This is a genomic window from Corynebacterium sp. (assembly GCF_052107835.1).
Taxonomy (GTDB): Bacteria; Actinomycetota; Actinomycetes; order Mycobacteriales; family Mycobacteriaceae; genus Corynebacterium.
On the sequence record NZ_JBQEDF010000014.1, the window covers coordinates 41,299 to 63,427 of the forward strand.

The 22,129-nt window shown below is 65.8% G+C and carries 22 protein-coding genes and 2 tRNA genes; 19 read left to right on the forward strand and 5 right to left on the reverse strand.

What is annotated here, in order from left to right:
- The first annotated feature begins 102 nt into the window (after positions 1-102).
- The 7 genes from ACTIL2_RS05595 to ACTIL2_RS05625 all read left to right on the forward strand — a co-directional run bounded on the left by ACTIL2_RS05595 (position 103) and on the right by ACTIL2_RS05625 (position 7,179).
- Positions 103-2,346, forward strand: a complete 2,244-nt coding sequence (locus tag ACTIL2_RS05595) for a cytochrome c oxidase assembly protein (RefSeq protein ID WP_442336463.1) — start codon at positions 103-105, stop codon at positions 2,344-2,346.
- A 212-nt stretch (positions 2,347-2,558) separates the two neighbouring features.
- Positions 2,559-3,152: a single-stranded DNA-binding protein gene (locus ACTIL2_RS05600; protein WP_442336464.1), complete on the forward strand. Its 594-nt coding sequence runs from the start codon at positions 2,559-2,561 to the stop codon at positions 3,150-3,152.
- A gap of 84 nt (positions 3,153-3,236) precedes the next feature.
- Positions 3,237-3,488, forward strand: coding sequence for a type II toxin-antitoxin system Phd/YefM family antitoxin (locus ACTIL2_RS05605; protein ID WP_442336465.1), 252 nt, complete (start codon positions 3,237-3,239; stop codon positions 3,486-3,488).
- The gene (locus tag ACTIL2_RS05610; protein WP_442336466.1) at positions 3,488-3,742 is read left to right on the forward strand and encodes a Txe/YoeB family addiction module toxin; all 255 of its coding nucleotides are present in this window, start codon (positions 3,488-3,490) and stop codon (positions 3,740-3,742) included. Before ACTIL2_RS05605 ends, ACTIL2_RS05610 begins: the two co-directional genes overlap by 1 nt.
- 373 nt (positions 3,743-4,115) lie before the next feature.
- Entirely contained in the window at positions 4,116-5,786 is a 1,671-nt protein-coding gene (gene ettA / locus ACTIL2_RS05615; protein WP_442336467.1) for an energy-dependent translational throttle protein EttA, read from the forward strand.
- A 124-nt stretch (positions 5,787-5,910) separates the two neighbouring features.
- Positions 5,911-6,369, forward strand: a complete 459-nt coding sequence (locus ACTIL2_RS05620; protein WP_442336468.1) for an acyl-CoA thioesterase — start codon at positions 5,911-5,913, stop codon at positions 6,367-6,369.
- Between the two features lie 69 nt (positions 6,370-6,438).
- Entirely contained in the window at positions 6,439-7,179 is a 741-nt protein-coding gene (locus tag ACTIL2_RS05625; RefSeq protein WP_442336469.1) for a hypothetical protein, read from the forward strand.
- 5 nt (positions 7,180-7,184) lie between these two features.
- Here ACTIL2_RS05625 and ACTIL2_RS05630 read toward each other — a convergent pair whose 3' ends face one another.
- Genes ACTIL2_RS05630 through pepN form a run of 3 tightly spaced genes read right to left on the reverse strand, consistent with a single transcriptional unit; the run spans position 7,185 to position 11,091 of the window.
- Entirely contained in the window at positions 7,185-8,021 is an 837-nt protein-coding gene (locus ACTIL2_RS05630) for a TSUP family transporter (protein ID WP_442336470.1), read from the reverse strand.
- Entirely contained in the window at positions 8,014-8,391 is a 378-nt protein-coding gene (locus tag ACTIL2_RS05635; RefSeq protein ID WP_442336471.1) for a globin, read from the reverse strand. Before ACTIL2_RS05635 ends, ACTIL2_RS05630 begins: the two co-directional genes overlap by 8 nt.
- Positions 8,392-8,394: 3 nt before the next feature.
- Positions 8,395-11,091, reverse strand: a complete 2,697-nt coding sequence (gene pepN / locus ACTIL2_RS05640) for an aminopeptidase N (RefSeq protein WP_442336472.1) — start codon at positions 11,089-11,091, stop codon at positions 8,395-8,397.
- Between the two features lie 158 nt (positions 11,092-11,249).
- On the opposite strand from pepN, the gene ACTIL2_RS05645 reads away from it, so the two are divergent.
- Positions 11,250-11,894: a mycothiol-dependent nitroreductase Rv2466c family protein gene (locus ACTIL2_RS05645; protein WP_442336473.1), complete on the forward strand. Its 645-nt coding sequence runs from the start codon at positions 11,250-11,252 to the stop codon at positions 11,892-11,894.
- A 111-nt stretch (positions 11,895-12,005) separates the two neighbouring features.
- Here ACTIL2_RS05645 and ACTIL2_RS05650 read toward each other — a convergent pair whose 3' ends face one another.
- Positions 12,006-12,503 (reverse strand): hypothetical protein, encoded by a 498-nt coding sequence (locus tag ACTIL2_RS05650; protein WP_442336474.1) that lies wholly within the window; start codon positions 12,501-12,503, stop codon positions 12,006-12,008.
- A 331-nt stretch (positions 12,504-12,834) separates the two neighbouring features.
- On the opposite strand from ACTIL2_RS05650, the gene ACTIL2_RS05655 reads away from it, so the two are divergent.
- From ACTIL2_RS05655 to ACTIL2_RS05665, 3 genes are all read left to right on the forward strand, one after another.
- Positions 12,835-12,987 carry a hypothetical protein gene (locus ACTIL2_RS05655; protein ID WP_442336475.1) on the forward strand — a complete coding sequence of 51 codons (153 nt, stop codon included), beginning with the start codon at positions 12,835-12,837 and terminating at the stop codon, positions 12,985-12,987.
- 9 nt (positions 12,988-12,996) lie between these two features.
- The gene (locus ACTIL2_RS05660) at positions 12,997-13,245 is read left to right on the forward strand and encodes a hypothetical protein (protein ID WP_442336476.1); all 249 of its coding nucleotides are present in this window, start codon (positions 12,997-12,999) and stop codon (positions 13,243-13,245) included.
- A 135-nt stretch (positions 13,246-13,380) separates the two neighbouring features.
- Positions 13,381-13,854, forward strand: coding sequence for a ribose-5-phosphate isomerase (locus tag ACTIL2_RS05665; RefSeq protein WP_442336477.1), 474 nt, complete (start codon positions 13,381-13,383; stop codon positions 13,852-13,854).
- Between the two features lie 75 nt (positions 13,855-13,929).
- Here ACTIL2_RS05665 and ACTIL2_RS05670 read toward each other — a convergent pair whose 3' ends face one another.
- Positions 13,930-14,178 carry a hypothetical protein gene (locus ACTIL2_RS05670; protein ID WP_442336478.1) on the reverse strand — a complete coding sequence of 83 codons (249 nt, stop codon included), beginning with the start codon at positions 14,176-14,178 and terminating at the stop codon, positions 13,930-13,932.
- Between the two features lie 240 nt (positions 14,179-14,418).
- Between ACTIL2_RS05670 and ACTIL2_RS05675 the strand changes: the two genes are divergently transcribed.
- From ACTIL2_RS05675 to ACTIL2_RS05710, 8 genes are all read left to right on the forward strand, one after another.
- Entirely contained in the window at positions 14,419-16,179 is a 1,761-nt protein-coding gene (locus tag ACTIL2_RS05675) for a pyruvate dehydrogenase (protein WP_442336479.1), read from the forward strand.
- 74 nt (positions 16,180-16,253) lie between these two features.
- Positions 16,254-16,328 (forward strand) — tRNA-Gly (locus tag ACTIL2_RS05680).
- Positions 16,329-16,421: 93 nt separating this feature from the next.
- Entirely contained in the window at positions 16,422-16,985 is a 564-nt protein-coding gene (locus ACTIL2_RS05685) for an acyl-CoA thioesterase (protein WP_442336480.1), read from the forward strand.
- A 76-nt stretch (positions 16,986-17,061) separates the two neighbouring features.
- Positions 17,062-17,135: transfer RNA gene (locus ACTIL2_RS05690), tRNA-Pro, on the forward strand.
- 188 nt (positions 17,136-17,323) lie between these two features.
- On the forward strand, positions 17,324-18,763 hold the full coding sequence (gene tig / locus ACTIL2_RS05695; RefSeq protein WP_442336481.1) for a trigger factor: 1,440 nt from the start codon (positions 17,324-17,326) through the stop codon (positions 18,761-18,763).
- Positions 18,764-19,274: 511 nt separating this feature from the next.
- Positions 19,275-19,877 (forward strand): ATP-dependent Clp protease proteolytic subunit, encoded by a 603-nt coding sequence (locus tag ACTIL2_RS05700; protein WP_442336483.1) that lies wholly within the window; start codon positions 19,275-19,277, stop codon positions 19,875-19,877.
- A 20-nt stretch (positions 19,878-19,897) separates the two neighbouring features.
- On the forward strand, positions 19,898-20,563 hold the full coding sequence (locus tag ACTIL2_RS05705) for an ATP-dependent Clp protease proteolytic subunit (protein WP_442336484.1): 666 nt from the start codon (positions 19,898-19,900) through the stop codon (positions 20,561-20,563).
- A gap of 568 nt (positions 20,564-21,131) precedes the next feature.
- Complete coding sequence (locus ACTIL2_RS05710) at positions 21,132-22,046, forward strand: sugar phosphate isomerase/epimerase family protein (protein WP_442336482.1); 915 nt, start codon at positions 21,132-21,134, stop codon at positions 22,044-22,046.
- Positions 22,047-22,129 lie beyond the last annotated feature (83 nt).

Here is a 22,129-nt window from a genome sequence, read left to right on the forward strand (position 1 = left end):
AGGATCATCCTGCGGTAGATCATCGTAGTGCACCACCGGCCAGGGGCACGGAATCGGGCACGGAATCGGGGGAGAGGGGGTCAGGCTAGTAAGGTCCGGTGCATGTCCGATGCGGCTGTTGACACACCTACTTCGCCTTCCCCGACGTCCCCGCCCAACCGGTCGACCCCGCGACGCCTGGGGTCACCGGTCGGGCTCTACGTCATCGCCGCCGTCATGGCGGGTGTCATCGCCGCCGTCATCGGGGATGCTTTCCTCGGCGACTCGCTGGCGGCCCTCGGTATCCCCGACCCCGGCCAGGTCACGACCTGGGGACTTCCCCTGGTACGCGGCATCGGCACCGTCCTGGCATGCCTGGGCATCGGCTCGTTCCTGATGAGTGCCTTCGGCACCCCGGCCCGTAGGGACGGCTACCTGGACTTCGATGGTTTCCGGGCGTCCCGCACAGGCACCTGGTCGATGCTCGCATGGGCGGTGTGCGCCCTGCTGCTCGTCCCGCTGTACCTGTCGGACGTCTCGGGTCTGCCGCTGGAGGAGACACTGGACCCCTCGATGTGGGACGTGGCGATCACACAGGTTGCCACCGCGAAGGCGATGCTGTGGATCGCGGGGATCGCCGGCATCGTGGGTGTGGCCTCCCTGTTCACCCGCCGGTGGATCTGGCAGCCGGTCTTCTTCGTCATCGCCGTGGCGTCCCTCGTCCCGATCGCGCTGGAGGGCCACTCCGCGTCCGGCGGCAACCACGACTACGGGGTGAACTCGCTGCTGTGGCACATCGTCCTGGCGGCGGTGTGGATCGGTGGGCTGATGGCACTGGTCGCCCACGCGGCCCGTCGTGGCCCGCACCTGGCGGTGATCACGTCCCGCTACAGCTTCGTGGCCGTCGTCTGCATCGTCGGCATCGCAGTCTCCGGTCTGGTCAACGCCGGCATCCGCCTGTCGTTCTCCGAGTGGTTCACCACGGACTACGGCCGCGTCATCGCCTTGAAGGCCGCACTGACGGTTGTGCTGGCGTTCATCGGTTTCGCCCACCGCCGCTGGACGATCCCGCGGCTGGAGGAGTCCGGGCGTGAACCCTGGTGGAAGCGTCCCTTCGTCCGACTCGCGGTGGTGGAGGTCTTCATCATGGCCGCCACCGTGGGTGTGGCACTGTCGCTGACCCGGATCCCGCCGCCGGTGGAGGCGGTCGCCGACATCAGTCCGGCCGAGATGATCATGGGCTTCGACGTCACGGAGCCGTTCAGCATGGTCGCGGTGCTCACCAACTGGCGTTTCGACCTGATCTTCGGCACCGTCGCGCTGCTCCTGCAGGCCGTGTACATGTGGGCGTTCTTCACTGTGCGGCGCCGCGGCGTGGAATGGAGGACCAGCCGGCTGGTGTGGTGGACGCTGGCCAACCTGATCCTGCTTTTCGTCACCTGCTCCGGACTGGGCATGTACTCGATGGCGCTTTTCGCCCCGCACATGCTCCAGCACATGGCGCTGACCATGCTCATCCCGGTGTTCTGGGTGCTCGGTGGCCCGATGACACTGCTGCTGCGCGCCTTCCCCCCGGCAGGACGCGACGGGGTGGCGGGACCCCGCGAGTGGCTGGTGGTGTTCATCAACAACCCGGTGTCGCGGTTCCTGACCAACCCGATCGTGGCGGCCTTCCAGTTCGTCGTGGGTTTCTATGCGCTGTACCTGTCGGATCTCTACAGCGATCTGGCGTCCGACCACGCCGGCCACGTGTTCATGAACATCCACTTCCTGATCTCCGGCTACATCTTCTACTGGGTGGTCATTGGTGTGGACGCCGCGCCACGCCAGCTCAGCCCGTTCATGAAACTGCTGATGACCCTGGCGTCCATGGCCTTCCACGCCTGGTTCGGCATCGCGATGATGCAGATGGCGTCGCCGTTGGCCGAGGAGTACTACCTGTCGTTGCAGCTGCCGTTCGACGTGGATCTGATGGAGCAGCAGCACACCGGAGGGGCGATCGCCTGGGGCCTGAGTGAGTTGCCGTTGCTGGTGGTCAGTACCGCGCACGCGGTGCAGTGGTTGAGGCAGGACCGCAAGGAGGCGGCCCGCTACGACCGCAAGGCCGACCGGGACGATGATGCCGACCTCGAGGCCTACAATGCGATGCTCGCCGACCTGCGGGAAGGACGCGACGGCGAGGCGGAGGCCTACTACGGCTCCGAGTACCACCGGGGTGAGGTGCAGGGTTACGTCCATTCGGAACGGGAGAAGCAGAAGTCGCAGCGGACGGACAGGACGCGGCGCAGTGCGTCGTCCGATGGTGCAGGGCCCGGGGTGGACGGGTCCGACGACACGTCCGAAAATGGCCCGGACGAGCCACAGTAACCACAGGTCGGGCGCGAGTGTGGATAACTTCCGTCAGGTTCTTCCGGAGTTGTCCACAACGTGAGAACGGGTGCTTGACCTGGGTACATGACCGGCGGGATGATGATGTGACCCGGGGGAGGAGAGGTGGGGACCACCCCGCTGACCGCCGGGGCCGCCCCTGGGGGCGGCATGATTCCCGGGGAAATCCGGGGGGAGGAGAGTGGCACACGATGGCCACGCAACAGATGTCCGTGACAATGACGGGGTTCGCCGCGTCCCACCCCGCGCGGCACGACAGCATAGAGAAACTGGTGACGTTCCGGATGGCGTCCACCCCGAGCTGGAACGACAACGGCGTCTGGAAGGACTCCGGTACCCTGTTCATCGACGTCCAGGCATGGGGGAAGCTGGGGGACAACGTGATGGCCAGCGTGGTCAAGGGCGCACCGCTGGTCATCGCCGGCAGGATGTCGTCCTACACCTTCAGGCCGGAGGACGGCCCGAAGAACAGGGCTGGGGAGCCCTACGCCCAGACGATCTGGCGGCTCAACGCCTCGAACGTGGGCCTGGACCTCAGCCACTCCACGTCGACCTGGTCGCTGCGGGGCAGGGTCAAGGAGGCGGACGTCGACGGTGCCGAGAACAGTCAGGAGGAGGGGAAGAAAGGCCTGGCCGGGGCCGGGTATCCAGGATCCTCCCAGGGCGCCTCCTCAGCTGACCCGTCGACAGACCCGGACCCGAATTCCGACGGCGACGGTGGGCTGGAACCTGCTGCGTCCGGCGACAGTGCGTTCGTTCCGGCAGGCGCGTCCGTGCCCTACTGAACAGTTCTGCTCAGGGCAGGGAACCCAAGGTAACGATGGTACCGAAACCTGGTACCATCTCGCTGTATGAGCAGGAGGTTGGGCATGTCCATCAGTGCAAGCGAGGCCAGAAAGACGTTGTACCCGCTCATAGAGCGGGTCAATGATGACGCGGAAGCAGTGGAGATCGTCTCCCGCAAGGGCAATGCAGTGCTCATGTCCTCGGAGGAGTTCGAGGAGTGGCAGGAGACGGCATACCTGTTCCGGTCTCCGGCCAATGCGCGGCGTCTGCTCGATGCCTACGAACGCGCACGAGAAGGGCGGACTGAACTCCATGACCTCGACCGGGAGGATTGATGCACCTTGTCTGGGATCCCGATGCGTGTGCCGACTACAAGCACTGGCAGGCTACGGATCGCCGACTCGTCAAGCGGATCAATACACTGGTTGACGCCTGTCTGCGGGACCCCTATGCAGGTATCGGGAAACCTGAGCAGCTCAGGTACGGGGCGGTCGGCGCGTGGTCGCGACGTATCACCGACGAACACCGACTGGTCTATCTTGTGGTCGGTGGTGACGTGGTGATACTCCAGGCGAGGTACCACTACTAGGTGAACTTGCGGGCAGGTTTCCGCGCTGTTGCTCCGCAGATCCTCCGGAGTGGGGAACGCGCACCTTTGCGGATCCTGCCAGCGAAGCTGGTGACTCCCGATGACGGGGACAGGGATCGGAGCCTGAGGCGTCCGGGAGGTCGGGACCCGACACCAGCGGACGGGATGACGCAGCAGGACGGTCGGGCTGCGCGTCAGTTCACTTCGGGGAAGTACGAGTGCGTGCGGTAGGCTGGTCCGACGTACAAGTACGTGCTGGACGCTTCAACCGCGGCCGGATGCGCGAGGGCGCGCCGGTGACGCGGTGAAGCGTTGCAGCCACCAGCCACGAAGTAGCGCAACAGGCGCGACAGCGTAACCCGGAGGGAACACATTGGCCGAGTTCATCTACACGATGAAGAACGTACGCAAGGCACACGGTGAGAAGGTTGTCCTGGACAACGTCACCATGGCCTTCTACCCGGGCGCGAAGATCGGTGTCGTGGGCCCCAACGGTGCCGGCAAGTCCTCGCTGCTGAAGATCATGGCCGGCATCGACCAGCCGTCCAACGGTGAGGCTTTCATCGACCCCGGTGCCACCGTGGGCATCCTGCTGCAGGAGCCGCCGCTGAACGAGGAGAAGACCGTCCGTGGCAACGTGGAGGAGGGCCTCGGCGAGATCTTCGAGGTCAAGACCCGTTATGAGGCCATCGCCGAGGAAATGGCGACGAACTACACCGACGAGCTCATGGAGGAGATGACCGTCCTCCAGGAGAAGATCGACGCTGCCGATGCCTGGGAGCTGGACTCCAAGATCGAGCAGGCGATGGATGCCCTGCGCTGCCCGGCGCCCGAGGAGAACGTCGCCCACCTCTCCGGTGGTGAGCGCCGCCGCGTCGCTATGGCCAAGCTGCTGCTCAGCGAGCCCGACCTGCTGCTGCTCGACGAGCCGACCAACCACCTGGACGCGGAGAGCGTGCTGTGGCTGGAGAACCACCTCGCCAACTACAAGGGCGCGGTCCTGGCCGTGACACACGACCGCTACTTCCTGGACCATGTCGCCCAGTGGATCTGCGAAGTCGACCGCGGCAAGCTCTTCCCCTACGAGGGCAACTACTCCACCTACCTGGAGACCAAGGCCGAGCGCCTCGAGGTCGCGGGCAAGAAGGACCAGAAGCTGCAGAAGCGCCTCAAGGAGGAGCTGGCCTGGGTCCGTTCCGGCGCCAAGGCGCGCCAGGCCAAGAACAAGGCCCGCCTGCAGCGCTACGACGAGATGGTCGAGGAGGCCGAGCAGTACAAGAAGCTCGACTTCGAGGAGATCCAGATCCCGACCCCGCCGCGCCTGGGTAACCAGGTCGTGGACGTCAAGAGCCTCACCAAGGGCTTCGACGGACGCACCCTGATCAAGGACCTGTCGTTCACACTGCCCCGGAACGGCATCGTCGGTGTCATCGGCCCGAACGGCGTGGGCAAGACCACGCTGTTCAAGACCATTGTCGGTCTCGAGGAGCCGGATGACGGCGAAGTCACCGTCGGCAAGACCGTCCAGCTCAGCTACGTCGACCAGAACCGGGAGAACATCGACCCGGACAAGACCGTCTGGGAGGTCGTGTCCGACGGGCTCGACTACATCCATGTCGGACAGAATGAAATGCCGTCGCGCGCCTACCTGTCCGCGTTCGGCTTCAAGGGCGGTGACCAGCAGAAGCCGGCGAAGGTGCTCTCCGGCGGTGAGCGTAACCGGCTGAACCTGGCGCTGACCCTGAAGCTGGGCGGCAACCTGATCCTGCTGGATGAGCCGACCAACGACCTGGACGTCGAAACCCTGTCCAGCCTGGAGAACGCACTGCAGAAGTTCCCTGGCTGTGCGGTGGTCATCTCGCACGACCGTTGGTTCCTGGACCGCACCTGCACCCACATCCTCGCGTGGGAGGGCAACATCGCCGAGGGGCAGTGGTTCTGGTTCGAGGGCAACTTCGAGGACTACGAGAAGAACAAGGTCGAGCGACTCGGTGCGGAGGCGGCCAAGCCGTCCCGGGTAACACACCGGCGTCTTTCGCGATAGTATGTCTGTCACCAGACAAAAACTGTAGATGTGCGGCGATGCCGTGCGGGTTGGGGCCTCTGTGCGTTGACGTCACGTGACGTCATGGCACGCCGGGGCCCCGCCCCATGTAAGGAGATATTCGATGACCTTTGTTGACCACGAGGAGTCAGGGAACCGGTTCCACAGCGCCCGGATCAACCTGCGATGGTCGGACTTCGACCAGTTCCAGCACGTCAACAATGCTGCCTACCTGGAGTTCTCGCAGGACGCCCGGATAGATTTCGTCCGCGATGTCGTCACCGAGATCGACATGGCGGTTCCGGCTTTCGTCGTCCGGTGGGCCTCGGTGGACTACAAGAAGGCGCTGTCGTCCAGTGAAACGGCCGTCGTCGTGGAGTCCTTCATGTACGAGGTGGGCGTGAAGTCCTTCAGGATGCGCCAGGTGATCCGCAATGCGCAGCACCGGGAGGTCGCGGTCATCGACACGGTGAACGTGGGTGTTGACCCGATCTCGGGCAAGTCCCGTGAATGGTCCGAGAGCGACCTCAAGGTCATCAACATGTTCATGATCCCGGTGGACGACGGGGACAGCGCTAACTAGCGGCTGTGGGCGACGGGGGCCGCCACCGTGTGGACGCCCGTGCGGCAGGCATCGCCTACGCTGGTGCCCATGATCTTCGACCTTTCCGGCGGCGGCGCGGGTAGCAGCACTGACCAGGTGACGCTGACGCTGACCCGTCCGGCCCAGTCACAACGGTCCACCCTCCGGAGGACAGCGGCGGTCGTCACGCGGGCGCTCCGGATGGATTCCGGCGCGATGGCCCGTTTCGTTGCGGTGGGGGAGGACGCCACCGACGTGATCCTCTCCACCCCACTGGGCTGCATCGTGACCGAACGCATCCACGCCGTCGCCTCCACAGATGGGGCGGTCATCCTCGCGGATCCACTGCCCGGGGTGCTGTCCGGGGCAGCGGAGGACGGATCCGAGGAGGATGCCGTCCTGACCTTCGGGGGACGCGTCGACATGCTGTGGACGGGGACGCCGCCCCCCGCCACGGGTTACACAGTGATCGACACGGTCCCGGGAGCGGACGTCCGTGAACTGTTCGCCGGGATGGAGCGTGAGGCTGATGAGCATTCCGGTCCCGCCGGTCTCCCGCCGTCCCTGCTCGACCAGCCGTTGCTGCGGCTGACGAGCACGAAAGAAGCGGGGATCATCGAGATCGCCGGACGGGTCGTCGCCGCGCTCGGGGCGCTCGGCCTGGTCGTGGAGCCGAAGCGGGAGGAGCTCCGGCGCTACGACATGATCCGGGTGAGCACGACGGGATCCTGGATCAGGATCGACGCGCTGTTCGGGACGGCCTACGTCCCCCGGCCCGGTGGGTTGGCCCGTATCCCTTCGCCCAACTGACGAGGCTAACCGACCATGTCGTAGACGAGCTTCGTGGACATGACCACGACCAGCACCAGCAGCGCGATCCGGACGAACCCCGTTCCGCGGTTCAGGACTATACGTGCCCCGACCTGGGCCCCGATCACGTTGAACACCGCCAGGACGATCCCCAGCAGCCAGAGCACATGGCCGCCGAGAGCGAAGACGACCAGCCCGCCGAGGTTCGTCGCGGTGTTCACCAGTTTCGTGGTCGCCAGCGACTGGATCAACGACCGGGACATCACCGAGGTGAACACCATGATCAGGAACATGCCGGTACCGGGGCCGAAGAAGCCGTCGTAGGCACCGATCACCCCGGCCAGGCCCAGCGCCAGCAGGAAACGTGGGCGGCTGACCGGCTGGCCCGGACGTGAGCCGGAACCGGTGTCTGCACCGGTACCGCTGTCGCGTCCGAACTGCGGACGCATCGCGACGTACACCCCGACGACGAGCATGAGCACCACGACGATCGGGCGGAGCACGTCACTGCTGACCGCCGCGGCCAGAAAAGCTCCCCCGGCCGAGCACAGGGCCGCCAGGGGAGCCGCCACCCGGACCAGGGACCAGTCGACTTTCACGGTCCTGATCATCCGCAGTCCGGCACTGGCGGTGCCGAACATGGCGGTGAGTTTGTTCGTCCCCAACGCCACCTGCGCGGCCATGCCGGGGGCCACGGCCATGAACAGCGGGATCAGGACCAGGCCGCCGCCACCGATGACCGCGTCCACGCCTCCGGCCACCAGGGCGCCGACGAAGAGTACGGCGAGCCCGGCCCCTGACAGTCCACTGTCCGGGGCCAGGATGCCGAGCAGGTCATTCACGGTTGACCAGCATATTGGCGACCTGCAGCATGTGGTTCCAGATCGCGGCGCGCGCGGGACCGGGTAGTTCCGCCTCGGGCACGGTGTCCAGGGCGTTGCCCATCAGTTCCAGCCACCGGTCGCGCGCGGCGGTGTCGACGTGGAAGTGCATGTGCCGCATGCGCAGCCGGGGGTGCCCGCGTTGCTCATTGAATGTCTGTGGTCCGCCCCAGTACTGCATCAGGAACCAGCGCAGGCGGTCCTCCGCGCCCTCGAGGTCGTCGGCGGGGTACATCGGCCCCAGGATCGGGTCGTCAGGGATCTGCCGGTAGAACTCGTGGACGATGCGGGCGAACATCTCCTCCCCGCCGATGGCGTCGTAGAGGGCCATGGTCTAGCTGGCGCTGCCGGCGTCGACGTCCCGTGCGGCGGCGGCACGGTCGGCGCGGGAGACTCCCTCGTTCAGGACGCGGCGCAGTCCTGCGGGGGTGGAGTCCGCTGCGGCGAGTGCGCGCAGATCACCGGCGATATTCTGGTAGCCGTCCCAGGACGGGAACAGTCCCTCGAGGGTGCGCAGGGCCATCTCGGACGACAGCTCGTTCCACATCTCCACGGCACGCTGCACGTACTCGTGGCCGAAGGACGTGAGCAGGGCGTCCTGTCCGACGTGGGTCAGTCCCGCCATCGTGTAGCGCAGGGTGAGGTTGGACATGTCGGCACCGTGCAGGGTGACCGCGTCCCACGCGGCGCGCTTGGTCTCCGCCAGCGGCAGCGCGGTGCGTGCCCGGACGGCGTTCATCTGTCCGGAGGAGGACTTGTCCGCCACCTCCTCGGTGGTGATCAGCTCGGCCGCCTCGTCCTCGCCGAGGGCGCCGGGCGTGCCGACGAGGGCGGTCAGCAGGCGCCAACGCAGGTCCTGGTCCACGGTGAAGCCGGGGAGGAGGGTGGCGGCGTCCTGCCCCGGATCCAGTCCGAGCAGGCCCTTGATCCAGTCAACGGAACCGGCGTTCTGCGCGGCATTGGCGTAAGCGCGGACGAACGCCAGGCGGGCCTGCCCGCCGGTGCGCTCAGCACCGTCACGCAGTCCGGCGAGCAGCTCGGCCCGGCCCTGGTCACGCCAGGCGGGAGCGCTGTAGCGCTCGACCGCGGCGATGGCCTGGGCGAGGATCTGCTCGAGCACGCCGAGCTGGGACTCGGCCCATGCGCCACGGACGACCAGTGCGACGAAGTCCCGTGCACGCATCTGGGCGTTGCGGGTCATCTGCCAGGCGGCGGACCAGATCAGTGAGCGGGCCATCGGGTCGGTGATTCCGGCGATGTGCTCCACCGCGGTGGCCAGGGAGTCGTCGTCGAGGGAGATGAAGCCGTAGGCCAGGTCATCGTCGTTGACGAGGACGAGGTCCGCCTTCTGCTGGCCGATGAAATCGGGCACATTGCTGGTCTCGCCGACGACATCGGTCTCGACCCGTTCGCGCAGGACGACGGTGGAGGTGCCGTCGGCGGCGTCCTGCAGGTCGTAGAGCCCGACGGCCAGCCGGTGGGTGCGGGTCTCTCCTGCGCCGGGTTCGGCGCCGGACTGGGTGACGGCGAAGGAGGTGTAGCTGCCGTCCTCCACCTCGGTGGCGGTGCCGAGGGTGTTGATGCCGGTGGTCTTCAGCCACTGGTCGGCCCAGTCCGACAGGTCGCGTCCGGACGCCTTCTCGAGCGCGCCGAGCAGGTCGTCGAAGGTGGCGTTGCCGAAAGCGTGGTTGACGAAGTGGGCGCGGATGCCGGCGAAGAAGGGTTCCAGGCCGACGTAGGCGGCGAGCTGCTTGAGCAGGGACGCCCCCTTGGCGTAGGTGATGCCGTCGAAGTTGGCGTCGACCTCCACCAGGTCATTGGCGCCCGAGAACACCGGGTGGGTCGATGGCAGCTGGTCCTGGCTGTAGGCCCAGGACTTCTCCTTGTTGGCGAAGGTCACCCAGGCGGTGTCGTACTCGGTGGCGTGGGTCTGCGCCATGGCACTGGACCAGGTGGCGAAGGACTCGTTGAGCCACAGGTCGTCCCACCACTGCATGGTCACCAGATCGCCGAACCACATGTGGGCGAGCTCGTGCAGGATCGTGTCCGCCCGGCGCTCGTACTCGTAGTGGCTGGCGGCGGAGCGGAACACGTACTCGTCGCGGATGGTCACGCAGCCGGCGTTCTCCATCGCACCCATGTTGTACTCGGGGCAGAAGATCTGGTCGTACTTGTGGAACGGGTAGGCCACGCCGAAGTTCGTCGCGTAGTAGTCGAAGCCGGCCTTGGTGACCCCGAAGAGGACGTCCGCGTCAAGGTGCTCCGCCAGAGACTGGCGGACGTAGAGGCCCAGCGGGACGGTGATCTCGCCGTCGGGCACCAGCCGGGGGTCGGTGACGCCGGCGACCTCGGCGGTCGGGGTGATGGACCCGGTCCAGGAGTCCTCGACGTGGGCCCAGGGGCCGACGCAGAAGGCGATGAGGTAGGTCGACAGCGGGTAGTCGACGATGGCGCGGTGTGTGGTCTCACCGGTGCGTTCCCCACCGGTGGTGGTCGCCTTGACGGTGTTGTTGGTGACAACGGTCCAGTTCGTCGGCGTGTGGACGGCGACGTCGTAGGTCGCCTTGATGTCCGGCTGGTCGAAGCAGGCGAAGACACGCTTGGCGTCCGCCGCCTCGAACTGGGTGTACATGTACACCTCGTTGTCGGCCGGGTCCTGGAAACGGTGCAGACCCTCGCCGGTGGTGGAGTAGAGGGAATCGGCGACGATGGTCAGCTCGTGCCGTCCTGCGGTGAGGTCGGTGAGCTGCAGGCCGCGGGTCTCGTCGTAGCGGCCCTCACCGTCCCCGGGAACCGCCGCGGGGAGGATGTCCTCGCCGTCCAGATCGACGGTGGCGATCTCCTCGGCGCGCAGGTCGATGAACGTCGACCCCTCCTCGGTGGCGGTGAAGGACACGGTGGTGATCGACGAGAACGTCCGGTGGTCCAGGGAACCGCCCTCGGTGAGGTCGAGGTCGATGACGTAGTGGACGTCCGTGATCAGGTCCGATCGCTCGGCGGCCTCGGATCGGGTCAGGTTGGTTGAACTCATAGGGGAACACGTTAGTACCTGGGACGGACATACACCTGGTTTGGGTCACTTCGGTAGGAGGCCCTTTCATGCATGGTCGTTCGGCGTACCCTGGTGGCGGACATATCAATCACCTGCACCAACCGCCATCGTCATTCTGTGACAGAGAGGAACTCACCATGAGCGACAGCACCCCGACCCCGGTCACCCTGTACTTCGACGCCACCTGCCCGTTCGCCTGGGTCACCAGCCGCTGGATCAAGGAGGTCGAGGCCGTGCGCGACATCGACGTCTCCTTCGCCCCGATGAGCCTGGCGGTGCTGAATGAAGGGCGCGACCTGCCGGAGGAGTACGCGGCGGGCATGGAAGCCGCCTGGGGTCCGGCGCTGGTTGCTGCGGCGGTGTACACCAGGGAGCCGGAGAAGGTGGACGCGCTGTACACCGCGCTGGGCACCCGCATCCACAACCAGGGGGAGGGTGGACGCAAGGGCGAGAACGGCTACGACGACCTGATCGCCGAGGTGCTCGAGGAGGTCGGGCTCTCCGCCGACTACGCCGCGGCCGCGCACGCCCGCGGCGACGGGCCGGACGCGTGGGAGCCGACGCTGCGCAGCTACCAGTCCACCGCGATCGCCAAGGTGGGGGACGACGTGGGCACCCCGGTCATCGAGCTGGGTGGCCACGCTTTCTTCGGGCCTGTGCTGACCCGGATCCCGCGTGGTGAGCAGGCCGGGGAGATCTTCGACGCAGCGGTGACCCTGGGCAGCTACGAGCACTTCTTCGAGCTGAAGCGCTCGCGCACGGAGGGGCCGGTCGCGGAGTAGTCACACGACCTGCGCGAGGGGACTACCTGTCGCTGGGGGATATTGAGCCACCGTTGCAGGTCACCGGAAGCAAATGTGCGGCAGCGGTGGTGGCTCCTCTCAGCAGGTGCGTCACTGGACCATTTCCCACGTGCCGCAGTCGGTGGAGCTGAACGCGACATCCGTGGGGGCGATGGTGACGATTGCGGGATCCTCTGTGAACTCGTTGGCAATGAGCTCCTCAAAGTCGCCACTGGTCCCGGACAGACGCTCCCAGTAGCAGTAGTTGCTGCTGTCACCGTTCCTGTAGGTGCCAGGCTGGATGTCCGATCCAACGAGAAGGGTGCCGCCCCCGAACGACGTGGATGATCCTGAACCCGTTTCTGTCTGTTCATTCTCTTCGTCTTCAGGTTCGGCGGCGGCTGCGGGCGTGGGTTCCGGTGTGGATTCGGGTGTTTCGGAGACCGTGACTGTCTCCTTGACAGTGCGGGTCACAGTTTCCGTGACTGTTGTGGGCTCTTCTACTTCGGCGGACTCAGCCTCCCCACCGCATGCGGTCAGTACCAGTGTGAGCCCAATGGCACCGCCTAGAGCGACGCACCGGTGCCGGTGGGGGTATGTGGTTCTCATGCGTGGTCTCGATTCTTCAGTGTCAGGTGACGTCAGGCGTCCCAGTTGCGGTGCGCGGCTCTGATGCGACGATGGTATCCACCGGTTGTGACACGGGCCGATTGACTGTTCGAGGGGGTACCCCTGGTCGTTCGACTGTGAATGTGCTGTCCCTGTGCCCGGAAGCTGGGGCTGAGCCTGGAGCAGCACCGGTGAAGTTTTTTGCTGGAAACGCAATTATTTCATCTGGGATCGTCGTATGCTCAGTGTCAGCAGCGGCGCCGGGGAGTGCGCTCCGGTCGACCTTCCGCTGGACTTCACTTCTCCGCTGACACTCTGAAGGAGTACAACCATGGGTTCTGACAACATTTCGGCCCTGCTCGACCTCGTCCCGCAGCTGAGTGAACTGCTCGACATTGTCCTTGGCCTGCTGAAGGGTGACCTGTCCGTCCTGAGCACCGAAGGTTCCGTAGCCGGCATCTTCGGCTCCTCCGCCGGGGAGTAGGTGTGGATCATGGATGGGCTTATTGACCTGATCGCCCAGCTCGGCGAGCTCAAGGACATTCTGCTGGGGGCTCTCAACGGTGACAACAGCCAGCTGAGCTCTGAGGGCTCGCTGGCCGGAAGTGACGGTGCCGGTGCCGTCGGCGGCAGTGTCGTCGGATCGGTCGTCGGCTCCCTCGGTGGAGAGGATCTGATCAATCAGATTCCGGGGGACATCGGTGAGGCCCTGGGCTCGGCCGCCTCCGCAGGTTCGAGCTAGGGTCCGCGAGACCGGGCATGAACCCCGGACGGTGGCTCCCCTCCGGAACCGCCGTCCGGGGTTCATCGCGTGCCCGGCACCGGAAACTTCACGTCAATCAACTACCGGGCATGAGCGTCGGATAAACTCAGGGTCATGCGTATCTACCTCGGTGCTGACCATGCCGGATTCGAGATGAAGAACCTCATCGCCGACCATCTCAGGGACAAGGGCCTTGATGTCGTCGACTGTGGTGCCCACACCTTCGACCCGGAGGACGACTACCCCGCGTTCTGCATCGAGGCGGCGACCAGGACGGTGGAGGACGAGGGGTCGCTCGGCATCGTCCTCGGCGGTTCGGGGAACGGCGAACAGATCGCCGCGAACAAGGTGGTCGGTGCCCGCTGCGCCCTCGCCTGGTCCGTGGAGACCGCCAAGCTCGCCCGCGAGCACAACAACGCGCAGCTCATCGGTATCGGTGGACGGATGCACAGCGAGGACGAGGTGCTCGCTATCGTCGACGCCTTCATCGCCCAACCCTGGTCCGGTGCGGACCGTCACCAGCGGCGCATCAACATCCTCGAGTCCTACGAGCAGACCGGCCAGACCCCCGAGGTCCCGAAGGCGTAGTGCTCCCGGAGGGCGCCGGAGGGAAGCCGGGGATCCCGCGGGGGCAGGGGAATCGGGGCGCAGACAGGCTACGCGCTACGCGGAATCGGCGACTGTCTCGGCGGGGCAGGGGATGTTGCCCCGCTGCTGGCGTGATTCGTGCCACCCCTTCACCGCATCAGAATCCCACAGTGTCAGCCCCTGGTACTTCGTGACCGGTTCCGGGGCACGACCGCGTCCGGCGTAGCTGGTGAACGTCCCCCGGGCAGTGCCGGAGTACGCGGCGCACTGGGCAGCGGTCCAGAGTTGGCGACCGCTGTCTGAATCGATGATGGTGGGTTTCATAAACTAAACGGTACTTAAAAAGTGGTCATACGCGACCCTGCTGCACAGTGATGTGCTAAACGTGCAGGTCGAGAGTCATCATGCGCAGCATTTACGACCGCTAACGTGTCTTTAGTCACAGTGAAGTATTTATCTCTCCATTAGTTCGGGCAGGAGTCCGCCGGGACCCCAATGCAGCGGGAGACAAGTCGGCCTAATGTCGGGGGTCCATTACCTCACGTCAATCAGGAGCATTTCCCCATGGCACGTACCTATGCCGAACAACTCGTCGCCTCCCTCGAAGCGCAGGGGGTCCGTCGTATATTCGGTCTCGTCGGCGACAGCCTCAACCCCGTCGTCGACGCCGTCAAGCGGAGCAGCATCGATTGGTTCCACGTCCGCAACGAGGAGGCGGCGGCGTTCGCCGCCGGTGCGGAATCACTGGTCACCGGGAAGCTCGCGGTCTGTGCCGCGTCCTGCGGTCCGGGGAACACCCACCTGGTGCAGGGGCTCTACGATTCCCACCGTAACGGTGGCAAGGTTCTGGCCATCGCCAGCCACATCCCGTCCCAGTTCATCGGCTCCCACTACTTCCAGGAGACCCACCCCGAATCACTGTTCGCCGAGTGCTCCGGCTACTGCGAGATGGTGAACTCCGCGGAGCAGGGCGCCACGATCCTGCACCACGCGATCCAGTCGACGATGGCCGGCAACGGTGTCTCCGTCCTGGTGCTGCCCGGTGACATCGCCGGGGACAGTGCGGCGGAGTCGCCGCAGCTGAACTCCCGGATTGCCGTGGACCAGCCGGTTGTCCACCCGTCCAAGAGTGAACTGAGCAACCTCGCCGAGGCGATCAACAAGGCCACCAAGGTCACGATCTTCGGCGGCGCGGGCTGCAAGGGCGCACGTGAGCAGGTGTTCGCACTCGCGGACAAGGTCAAGGCTCCCGTCGGCCACGCCTACGGCGGCAAGGAGTACCTGCACTACGACAACCCCTTCGACGTCGGTATGTCCGGGCTTCTCGGCTACGGGGCGTGCTCGGAGGCATTCGATGAAGCGGACCTGTTGATCCTGCTGGGAACCGACTTCCCCTACACCGAGTTCCTCCCGCGCGACACGGACACCGCACAGGTGGACATCAAGGGCAAGAACATCGGACGCCGCACCACGGTGAAGTACCCGGTCACCGGCGACGTGGCGGCGACCATCGACGACCTGCTCCCGCTGCTCGACGAGAAGGAGAACGCGACCTTCCTGCAGTCGATGCTCAAGAAGCAGGAGAAGAACCTGCGCCACGTGATCGACGCGTACACGCAGAACATCGAGAAGCAGGTGCCGATCCACCCCGAGTACGTGTCCTACGTCCTCGACGACCTCGCCGACGACGACGCCGTGTTCACCGCCGACACCGGCATGTGCAACGTGTGGCACGCCCGTTACATCACCCCGACCGCGAAGCGGACCCTGCTGGCGTCCTTCCGGCACGGGACAATGGCCAACGCCCTGCCGCAGGCCATCGGTGCGGCCGAGGCCGTGGAGGGCCAGCGCCAGGTGATCTCCATGTGCGGCGACGGTGGCCTCGGCATGCTGATGGGCGAGCTGCTGACCGTGAAGCTGCACCAGGTGCCGCTGAAGGCGATCGTCTACAACAATGCCTCACTGGGCATGGTGAAGCTGGAGATGCTCGTCGGCGGGCTGCCTGACTACGGCACCGACTCCGAGCCCGTGAGCTACGCCGATATCGCCGAAGCCTGCGGAATCAAGGCTTTCCGCATCGAGGACCCCAAGGAAGTCAAGAAGGTGCTGGCGGAGGCGCTGGCGTACGACGGCCCTGCGGTGGTGGACGTGGTGACCGACCCGAACGCCCTGTCCATCCCGCCGGAGATCTCCCTGGAGCAGGTCGCCGGATTCAGCCGCGCCGCCACCCGGACCGTGCTTGAGGGCGGTGTGGGCAAGATGTTCAGCCTGGCGAAGTCGAACCTGCGCAACGTGCCGCGTCCCTCGGGATTCAAGGCGTTCTAGCGTCCCGGTGCCCGTTCCGGGCCACCGGGTTTTCGCGCCCCGCCGCGGTGGTGTATCGTCGTCGGCGGAACCAGGGGAATGTCGTATAGTGGCTAATACCTCAGCCTTCCAAGCTGAAGACGCGGGTTCGATTCCCGTCATTCCCTCCAAACAAGGTCGGCCCCGGCAGCGAGAGCGCCGGGGCCGACCTTTGTCCATGTGCATGTGCGCCGGAGGTTCCCGGGGTCTAGAGTGATCGTTCCGTGAACCTCTATCTGCGACTCATCCTGACCGTCCTGCGGAGCCGACGGCTCCCGGCGCTCGCCCCGTGGGACACCGTGGCCACCCCGCTGCGGGTGCTGCCGAACGACCTGGACACCCTCGGCCACATGAACAACGGCCGGTACCTGACAATGATGGACCTGGCGCGCACCGAACTGATGATGCGCTCCGGGCTCTACGCGCGCTCGGAGGAACTCGGCTACTACCTGGTCGTCGCCGGGCAGACCATCAACTACCGGCGGTCCCTGATGCCGTGGCAGAAGTTCGAGATCCGCACCCGGATGCTCAGCGGGGATGCCCGGGCGGTGTTCGTGGAGCAGGCCTTCGTGAACCGGGGGACGGTCTGCGCCCACGCCGTGGTGCGGCTCCGCGTCCTGAAGAAGAAGGGCGGAACCGTCAGCGACGAGGAGATGGCGGCACTGCTGACGCCGAAGGACGGGGCCGGGGACGGGGTGCAGGACGCCGCGTCCGACGTGCCGGACTGGATCCCGGCGTGGAACGCAGCGTCCCGCGACGCGGCGAAGAACACCGGACTGGCGGACTGACCGCGAACCGGCACCCCACCGTTGTCGGCTGAAACGGGCACCCCGTAACATCAGAGCCCAGCAGAAATTCTGTTGACGGGATATGGCGCAGCTTGGTAGCGCACTCGCTTTGGGAGCGAGGGGTCGTGGGTTCAAATCCCGCTATCCCGACGGGTGCCGGAGCGGCATGCGGGAGTGTGGTCTCGTTCAGACCGACCCCGCTGTCAGGCCGCCTCGGCCACACGTTAAAATCGGCGACGACCAAACCGGTGGCCGCCCCCGGCCGTCCTGGCCCCGCCGATAGGTGAGGATTCGGGAGAAGCCCGTACACCGACAAGAACACACAGGAGTGTGCATCCGTGAAGAGCTCCGTTGAACAGCTCAGCGCCACCCGCGCCAAGCTCACAGTCGAGGTTCCCTTCGAGGAACTCAAGCCCGAGTTCGACAACGCCTACAAGTCCCTCGCCCAGCAGGTCACCCTGCCGGGCTTCCGCAAGGGCAAGGTGCCGCCGAAGATCCTGGAAGCTCGTCTGGGTCGGGGGTCGATCCTCAACGAGGTCCTCAACGAGATGCTGCCCAGCCGCTACGGCGAGGCCGTCGAGGAGCACGACATCAAGGCACTCGGCCAGCCCGAGATCGACATCGCCGAGCTCGAGGACAATGACCACGTGACCTTCACCGCCGAGGTGGACGTCCGCCCCGAGGTCGAGGTCCCCGACTTCGCCGGGCTCTCCGTCGAGGTTGACCCGATCGTCGCCGACGACGAGTCCGTCGAGGAGGAGCTGACCAACCTCCGCGCCCGCTTCGGCACGCTGAAGCCGGTCGACCGTGCCGTGCAGGACGGGGACTTCGTGTCCATCGACCTGTCCGCCACCGTCGACGGTGAGCCGGTCGACGAGGCGTCCTCCGAGGGCCTGTCCTACGAGGTCGGTTCCGAGTCCCTGGTTGAGGGGCTGGACGCCGCCGTCACCGGACTGTCCGAGGGGGAGTCCACCGAGTTCGCCACCACGCTGGTGGCCGGCGAGCACGCCGAGGACGAGGCCCAGGCCACCGTCACCGTGAAGTCCGTCAAGGAGCGCGAGCTCCCCGAGCTCGACGACGACTTCGCCCAGCTCGCCAGCGAGTTCGACACCCTGGAGGAGCTCAAGGACTCGCTGAAGTCCCAGGTCGAGGAGCAGCTCAAGGGCCAGCAGGCCGGCGACATCCGCGACAAGGTGCTCGCCGCAGCCCTGGAGAAGACCGAGGTTGCACTGCCGGAGTCCGTTGTCCAGGAGCAGGTCGACGGCCAGATGCAGCAGCTGCTCGGCCAGTTCGGCGGCGACCAGGCCATCTTCGACCAGATGCTCGCCGCGCAGGACATCACCCGCGAGAAGTTCGAGGCGGACACCCGCGAGGCCGCCGAGGACTCGGTGCGCACCCAGCTGTTCCTGGACTCCCTGGCGGACATCGAGAAGCCGGAGGTCTCCCAGCAGGAGCTCACCGACCACATCCTGTTCACCGCGCAGCGCTACGGCATGGATCCGAACCAGTTCGTGATGCAGTTGCAGCAGTCCGGCCAGATCGCGAACCTCTTCGCCGACGTACGCCGCGGCAAGGCCCTGGCCATCAACATCTGCAAGGTCACCGTCGCCGACACCAACGGCACGTCCATCGACCCGAAGGAGTTCTTCGGCGAGGAAGCCGACCTGACGGAGGAGGGCGCTGACGCTGAGGCCGGCGCTGAGTCCGGCGAGACCGAGACGATCACCGTCGAGGCCACCGAGGATGCCCCTGAGGCCGCGGAGGCCGAGGAGAAGTAGTCCCGTCAGCGTCCCTCCGGGGGACTTCGAGGAACATTCGCACCTCCGGCACTGTCTGTGCCGGAGGTGCTTTGTCATCACTGCAGGTCAAACGCGTAGCGGTGATTCCATAGCGATCGTTGCGGTGCGAAAGTTCGTTGGGGTGCGAGAGGCCGTTGACTGTGGCGCATGGCCCAGGACCAGATCCAGCAGACCTCCTAGCTCACGTTGCCCGGGCGGGCCCGCGCGGCACAGCAGTTCCCGGGAACAGTCGTGGATCCGTGGGGGCCGGCCGCCGCGACCTTCGCTGTGATCGAGGTGATGGAGACCATGCACGAGGTGCGGGTGGATTTCGCCGGGTCGTCTGCCCGGGAGTGCCGACGGAAACCGGGGCGGATTCCCCGGCGGGGACTGCCGTGCGCTGACAGCGAACAGGGGGTGGGATGGACACACGCACTGCACGGTGTTGACTAGTCTGGTGGTAATTCAAACACGTGAACTTGAGCGAGGAGCATAAGTGAGCACTAATGACATGTCTGCCGGTCAGGCGCTGCGCGAGGCGCAGATGACCTCAGCCGCGGGGATGAACCTCAACGACTCGGTGTTCGAGCGTCTGCTGCGCGAGCGGATCATCTTCCTGGGAACCCAGGTGGACGACGAGATCTCCAACAAGCTCTGTGCCCAGATTCTGCTGCTCAGTGCGGAGAACCCGGACGAGGACATCAAGCTGTACATCAACTCGCCCGGTGGTTCGGTCACCGCGGGCATGGCGATCTTCGACACGATGCAGTTCGCACCGTGCGACGTCGCCACCTACGGGATGGGCCTTGCCGCGTCGATGGGGCAGTTCCTGCTGTCCGCCGGGACGAAGGGCAAGCGCTACGCGCTGCCGCACGCCCGCATCATGATGCACCAGCCGTCCGCCGGTGTCGGTGGTACCGCCGCCGACATCGCCATCCAGGCAGAGCAGTTCGCACAGACCAAGCAGGAGATGGCGGAGCTCATCTCGGAGCACACCGGACAGCCCCTGGAGCAGATCCAGAAGGATTCCGACCGTGACCGCTGGTTCACTGCGCAGCAGGCGCTGGAGTACGGATTCGTCGACCACGTCATCAGCTCGGCGAAGGAGCAGTAGAAGAAATGGGAAGCGAGAACATGACAGGTTTCACCCACGCCAGCGAGCTCACGGGGCAGGCGTCCAACGCGCAGCTGCCCACGTCCCGCTACATCCTGCCGTCCTTCGTGGAGCACTCCTCCTGGGGCGCCAAGGAATCCAACCCGTACAACAAGCTCTTCGAGGAGCGCATCATCTTCCTGGGTACCCAGGTGGACGATGCGTCGGCGAACGACATCATGGCCCAGCTGCTGGTGCTGGAGGGGCTCGACCCCGACCGTGACATCACGATGTACATCAACTCACCGGGTGGTTCCTTCACCGCCCTGATGGCCATCTACGACACGATGCAGTACGTGCGCCCGGACATCGTCACCGTCTGCCTGGGTCAGGCCGCGTCCGCGGCCGCCGTACTGTTGGCCGCCGGGACGAAGGGCAAGCGCGCCGCGCTGCCGAACTCCCGCGTGCTGATCCACCAGCCCGCCACGCAGGGCACCCAGGGCCAGGTCTCCGACCTGGAGATCCAGGCCAACGAGATCGAGCGCATGCGCCGGCTGATGGAGACGACGCTGTCGCGCCACACCGGCCAGACCGAGGAGCAGGTCCGGATCGACACCGACCGCGACAAGTTCCTCACCGCCGAGGAATCGAAGGACTACGGCATCATTGACCAGGTCTTCGAGTACCGGAAGCTGTCGGCGCAGTAGGAGGGGAGTAAAAGGGGAGGGCCCCCGCGGGGGCAGTTCACAGATACGCACGTCACGGGCGGTCGGAGTTTCTCCGGCTGCCCGTGACGTCTGTCAGGCGTCGGGGAACCGCAGGGCAGGGCTCGGTGCGGCGGGGCTGTAGCGGACGTCGGATCAGGAGCCGGTGTGGTAACTGCCCGTCTCCCCTGACGATGGTTCCCCCCGTTTCACCCCCGGGATCGGTGCTGGGTCGGCAGCGCCGCGTACGGGGCCACGGGGCCGTAACCACCGAGGATTGCATGTCGGTTCCGTGCTCCGCCCCCGGTCTGTAGGGGAGGGATTTCTCCAGGGGGGTTTTCGGAGGGAAACCACAGTGCTATGGTGTGCATCACATCGACCTTGTTAGAATGACGTAACAAATACGATGACCCGCTGATGCGGGGATATCACAGCACATGCCAACCGTCTCCTCCGCTGCCCACCGGAACGGAATCCGGGGTTGATTGCGAGAGAGGCGAGGCCACAGGAAGGAGCACACGTGCGCCTTGGTGTTCATACCGACTCGCTGTCCCATCTGCCACTGGAGGACATGCTCGACACATGCGTCGAGCTAGGGATCACGGACCTGGAGTTCCCGGTCGGTGGCTGGTCAACTGCTCCGCATTGCGATGCCGACACTCTCCTGGGCGACGCCGCGAAACTGGATGATTTCCTGAACGCAGTCACGTCCCGGGGTCTCCGGATCTGTGCCGTCAATGCCAATGGGAACCAGTTGCACCCGCTTCAGGGCGACAGGGACGACAGGACGCTGCGGCGTGCCGTCGACTTCGCCCAGCGGGTCGGGGCCCCGACCGTCGTCTGCATGTCCGGCCTCCCCGGGGGAGGGGCAGGCGACCGGACACCCAACTGGGTCACGACGGCCTGGCCCCCGGAAACCCAGGACATCCTGGAGTACCAGTGGAACAACGTGGCCCTGCCCTACTGGGAGGACCTCGCATCGTACGGAGAGGCGCGGGGCGTGCGGTTCGCCGTCGAAATGCACGGCAACCAACTCGTGTACAACGCCAGGACGCTGCTTCGCCTGCGGGAGGCCGTGGGCGACCGGATCGGGGCGAACCTCGACACCTCGCACCCCATGTGGCAGGGGGCGGATCCCCGTGCCGTCGTGGGGGAGCTCCAGTCCGCGATCTACCACGTCCACGCCAAGGACCTTCGGCTCAACCCGGGCATCGTGGAGACCCACGGCGTGCTGGACACCACCGACATCAGTCTTCCCCGCGACAGGGCATGGAACTTCGTGACCCTGGGCCTCGGCCAGCCCGGCGGTACCACCTTCTGGGGTCAGCTCCTGAGTGACCTCCGACTGGGTGGGTACGACGGGGTTCTGGCCATCGAGCATGAGGACCTGGTGGTTGATGCCGTGGAGGGGCTGCGGCACACCGTCGACCTGCTCGACCATGTCATGCCCCGGGCGTCACCGTCCTGGCAGCCCGCAGCCATCTGACCTTCGGGGTCAATCCAGCCCCCACTGCGGGGGTGTGTCGTGTTGTTGTTTCTTTCACAAATTGTCATCTTTTCAGATTCTAA

Coding starts and splice junctions, on each gene's coding strand:
- ACTIL2_RS05595 (WP_442336463.1), top strand. CDS start 103: ATGTCCGATGCGGCTGTTGACACACCTACTTCGCCTTCCCCGACGTCC.
- ACTIL2_RS05600 (WP_442336464.1), top strand. CDS start 2,559: ATGGCCACGCAACAGATGTCCGTGACAATGACGGGGTTCGCCGCGTCC.
- ACTIL2_RS05605 (WP_442336465.1), top strand. CDS start 3,237: ATGTCCATCAGTGCAAGCGAGGCCAGAAAGACGTTGTACCCGCTCATA.
- ACTIL2_RS05610 (WP_442336466.1), top strand. CDS start 3,488: ATGCACCTTGTCTGGGATCCCGATGCGTGTGCCGACTACAAGCACTGG.
- ACTIL2_RS05620 (WP_442336468.1), top strand. CDS start 5,911: ATGACCTTTGTTGACCACGAGGAGTCAGGGAACCGGTTCCACAGCGCC.
- ACTIL2_RS05625 (WP_442336469.1), top strand. CDS start 6,439: ATGATCTTCGACCTTTCCGGCGGCGGCGCGGGTAGCAGCACTGACCAG.
- ACTIL2_RS05635 (WP_442336471.1), bottom strand. CDS start 8,391: ATGGCCCTCTACGACGCCATCGGCGGGGAGGAGATGTTCGCCCGCATC.
- pepN (WP_442336472.1), bottom strand. CDS start 11,091: ATGAGTTCAACCAACCTGACCCGATCCGAGGCCGCCGAGCGATCGGAC.
- ACTIL2_RS05645 (WP_442336473.1), top strand. CDS start 11,250: ATGAGCGACAGCACCCCGACCCCGGTCACCCTGTACTTCGACGCCACC.
- ACTIL2_RS05650 (WP_442336474.1), bottom strand. CDS start 12,503: ATGAGAACCACATACCCCCACCGGCACCGGTGCGTCGCTCTAGGCGGT.
- ACTIL2_RS05655 (WP_442336475.1), top strand. CDS start 12,835: ATGGGTTCTGACAACATTTCGGCCCTGCTCGACCTCGTCCCGCAGCTG.
- ACTIL2_RS05660 (WP_442336476.1), top strand. CDS start 12,997: ATGGATGGGCTTATTGACCTGATCGCCCAGCTCGGCGAGCTCAAGGAC.
- ACTIL2_RS05665 (WP_442336477.1), top strand. CDS start 13,381: ATGCGTATCTACCTCGGTGCTGACCATGCCGGATTCGAGATGAAGAAC.
- ACTIL2_RS05670 (WP_442336478.1), bottom strand. CDS start 14,178: ATGAAACCCACCATCATCGATTCAGACAGCGGTCGCCAACTCTGGACC.
- ACTIL2_RS05675 (WP_442336479.1), top strand. CDS start 14,419: ATGGCACGTACCTATGCCGAACAACTCGTCGCCTCCCTCGAAGCGCAG.
- ACTIL2_RS05700 (WP_442336483.1), top strand. CDS start 19,275: ATGTCTGCCGGTCAGGCGCTGCGCGAGGCGCAGATGACCTCAGCCGCG.
- ACTIL2_RS05705 (WP_442336484.1), top strand. CDS start 19,898: ATGACAGGTTTCACCCACGCCAGCGAGCTCACGGGGCAGGCGTCCAAC.
- ACTIL2_RS05710 (WP_442336482.1), top strand. CDS start 21,132: ATGCTCGACACATGCGTCGAGCTAGGGATCACGGACCTGGAGTTCCCG.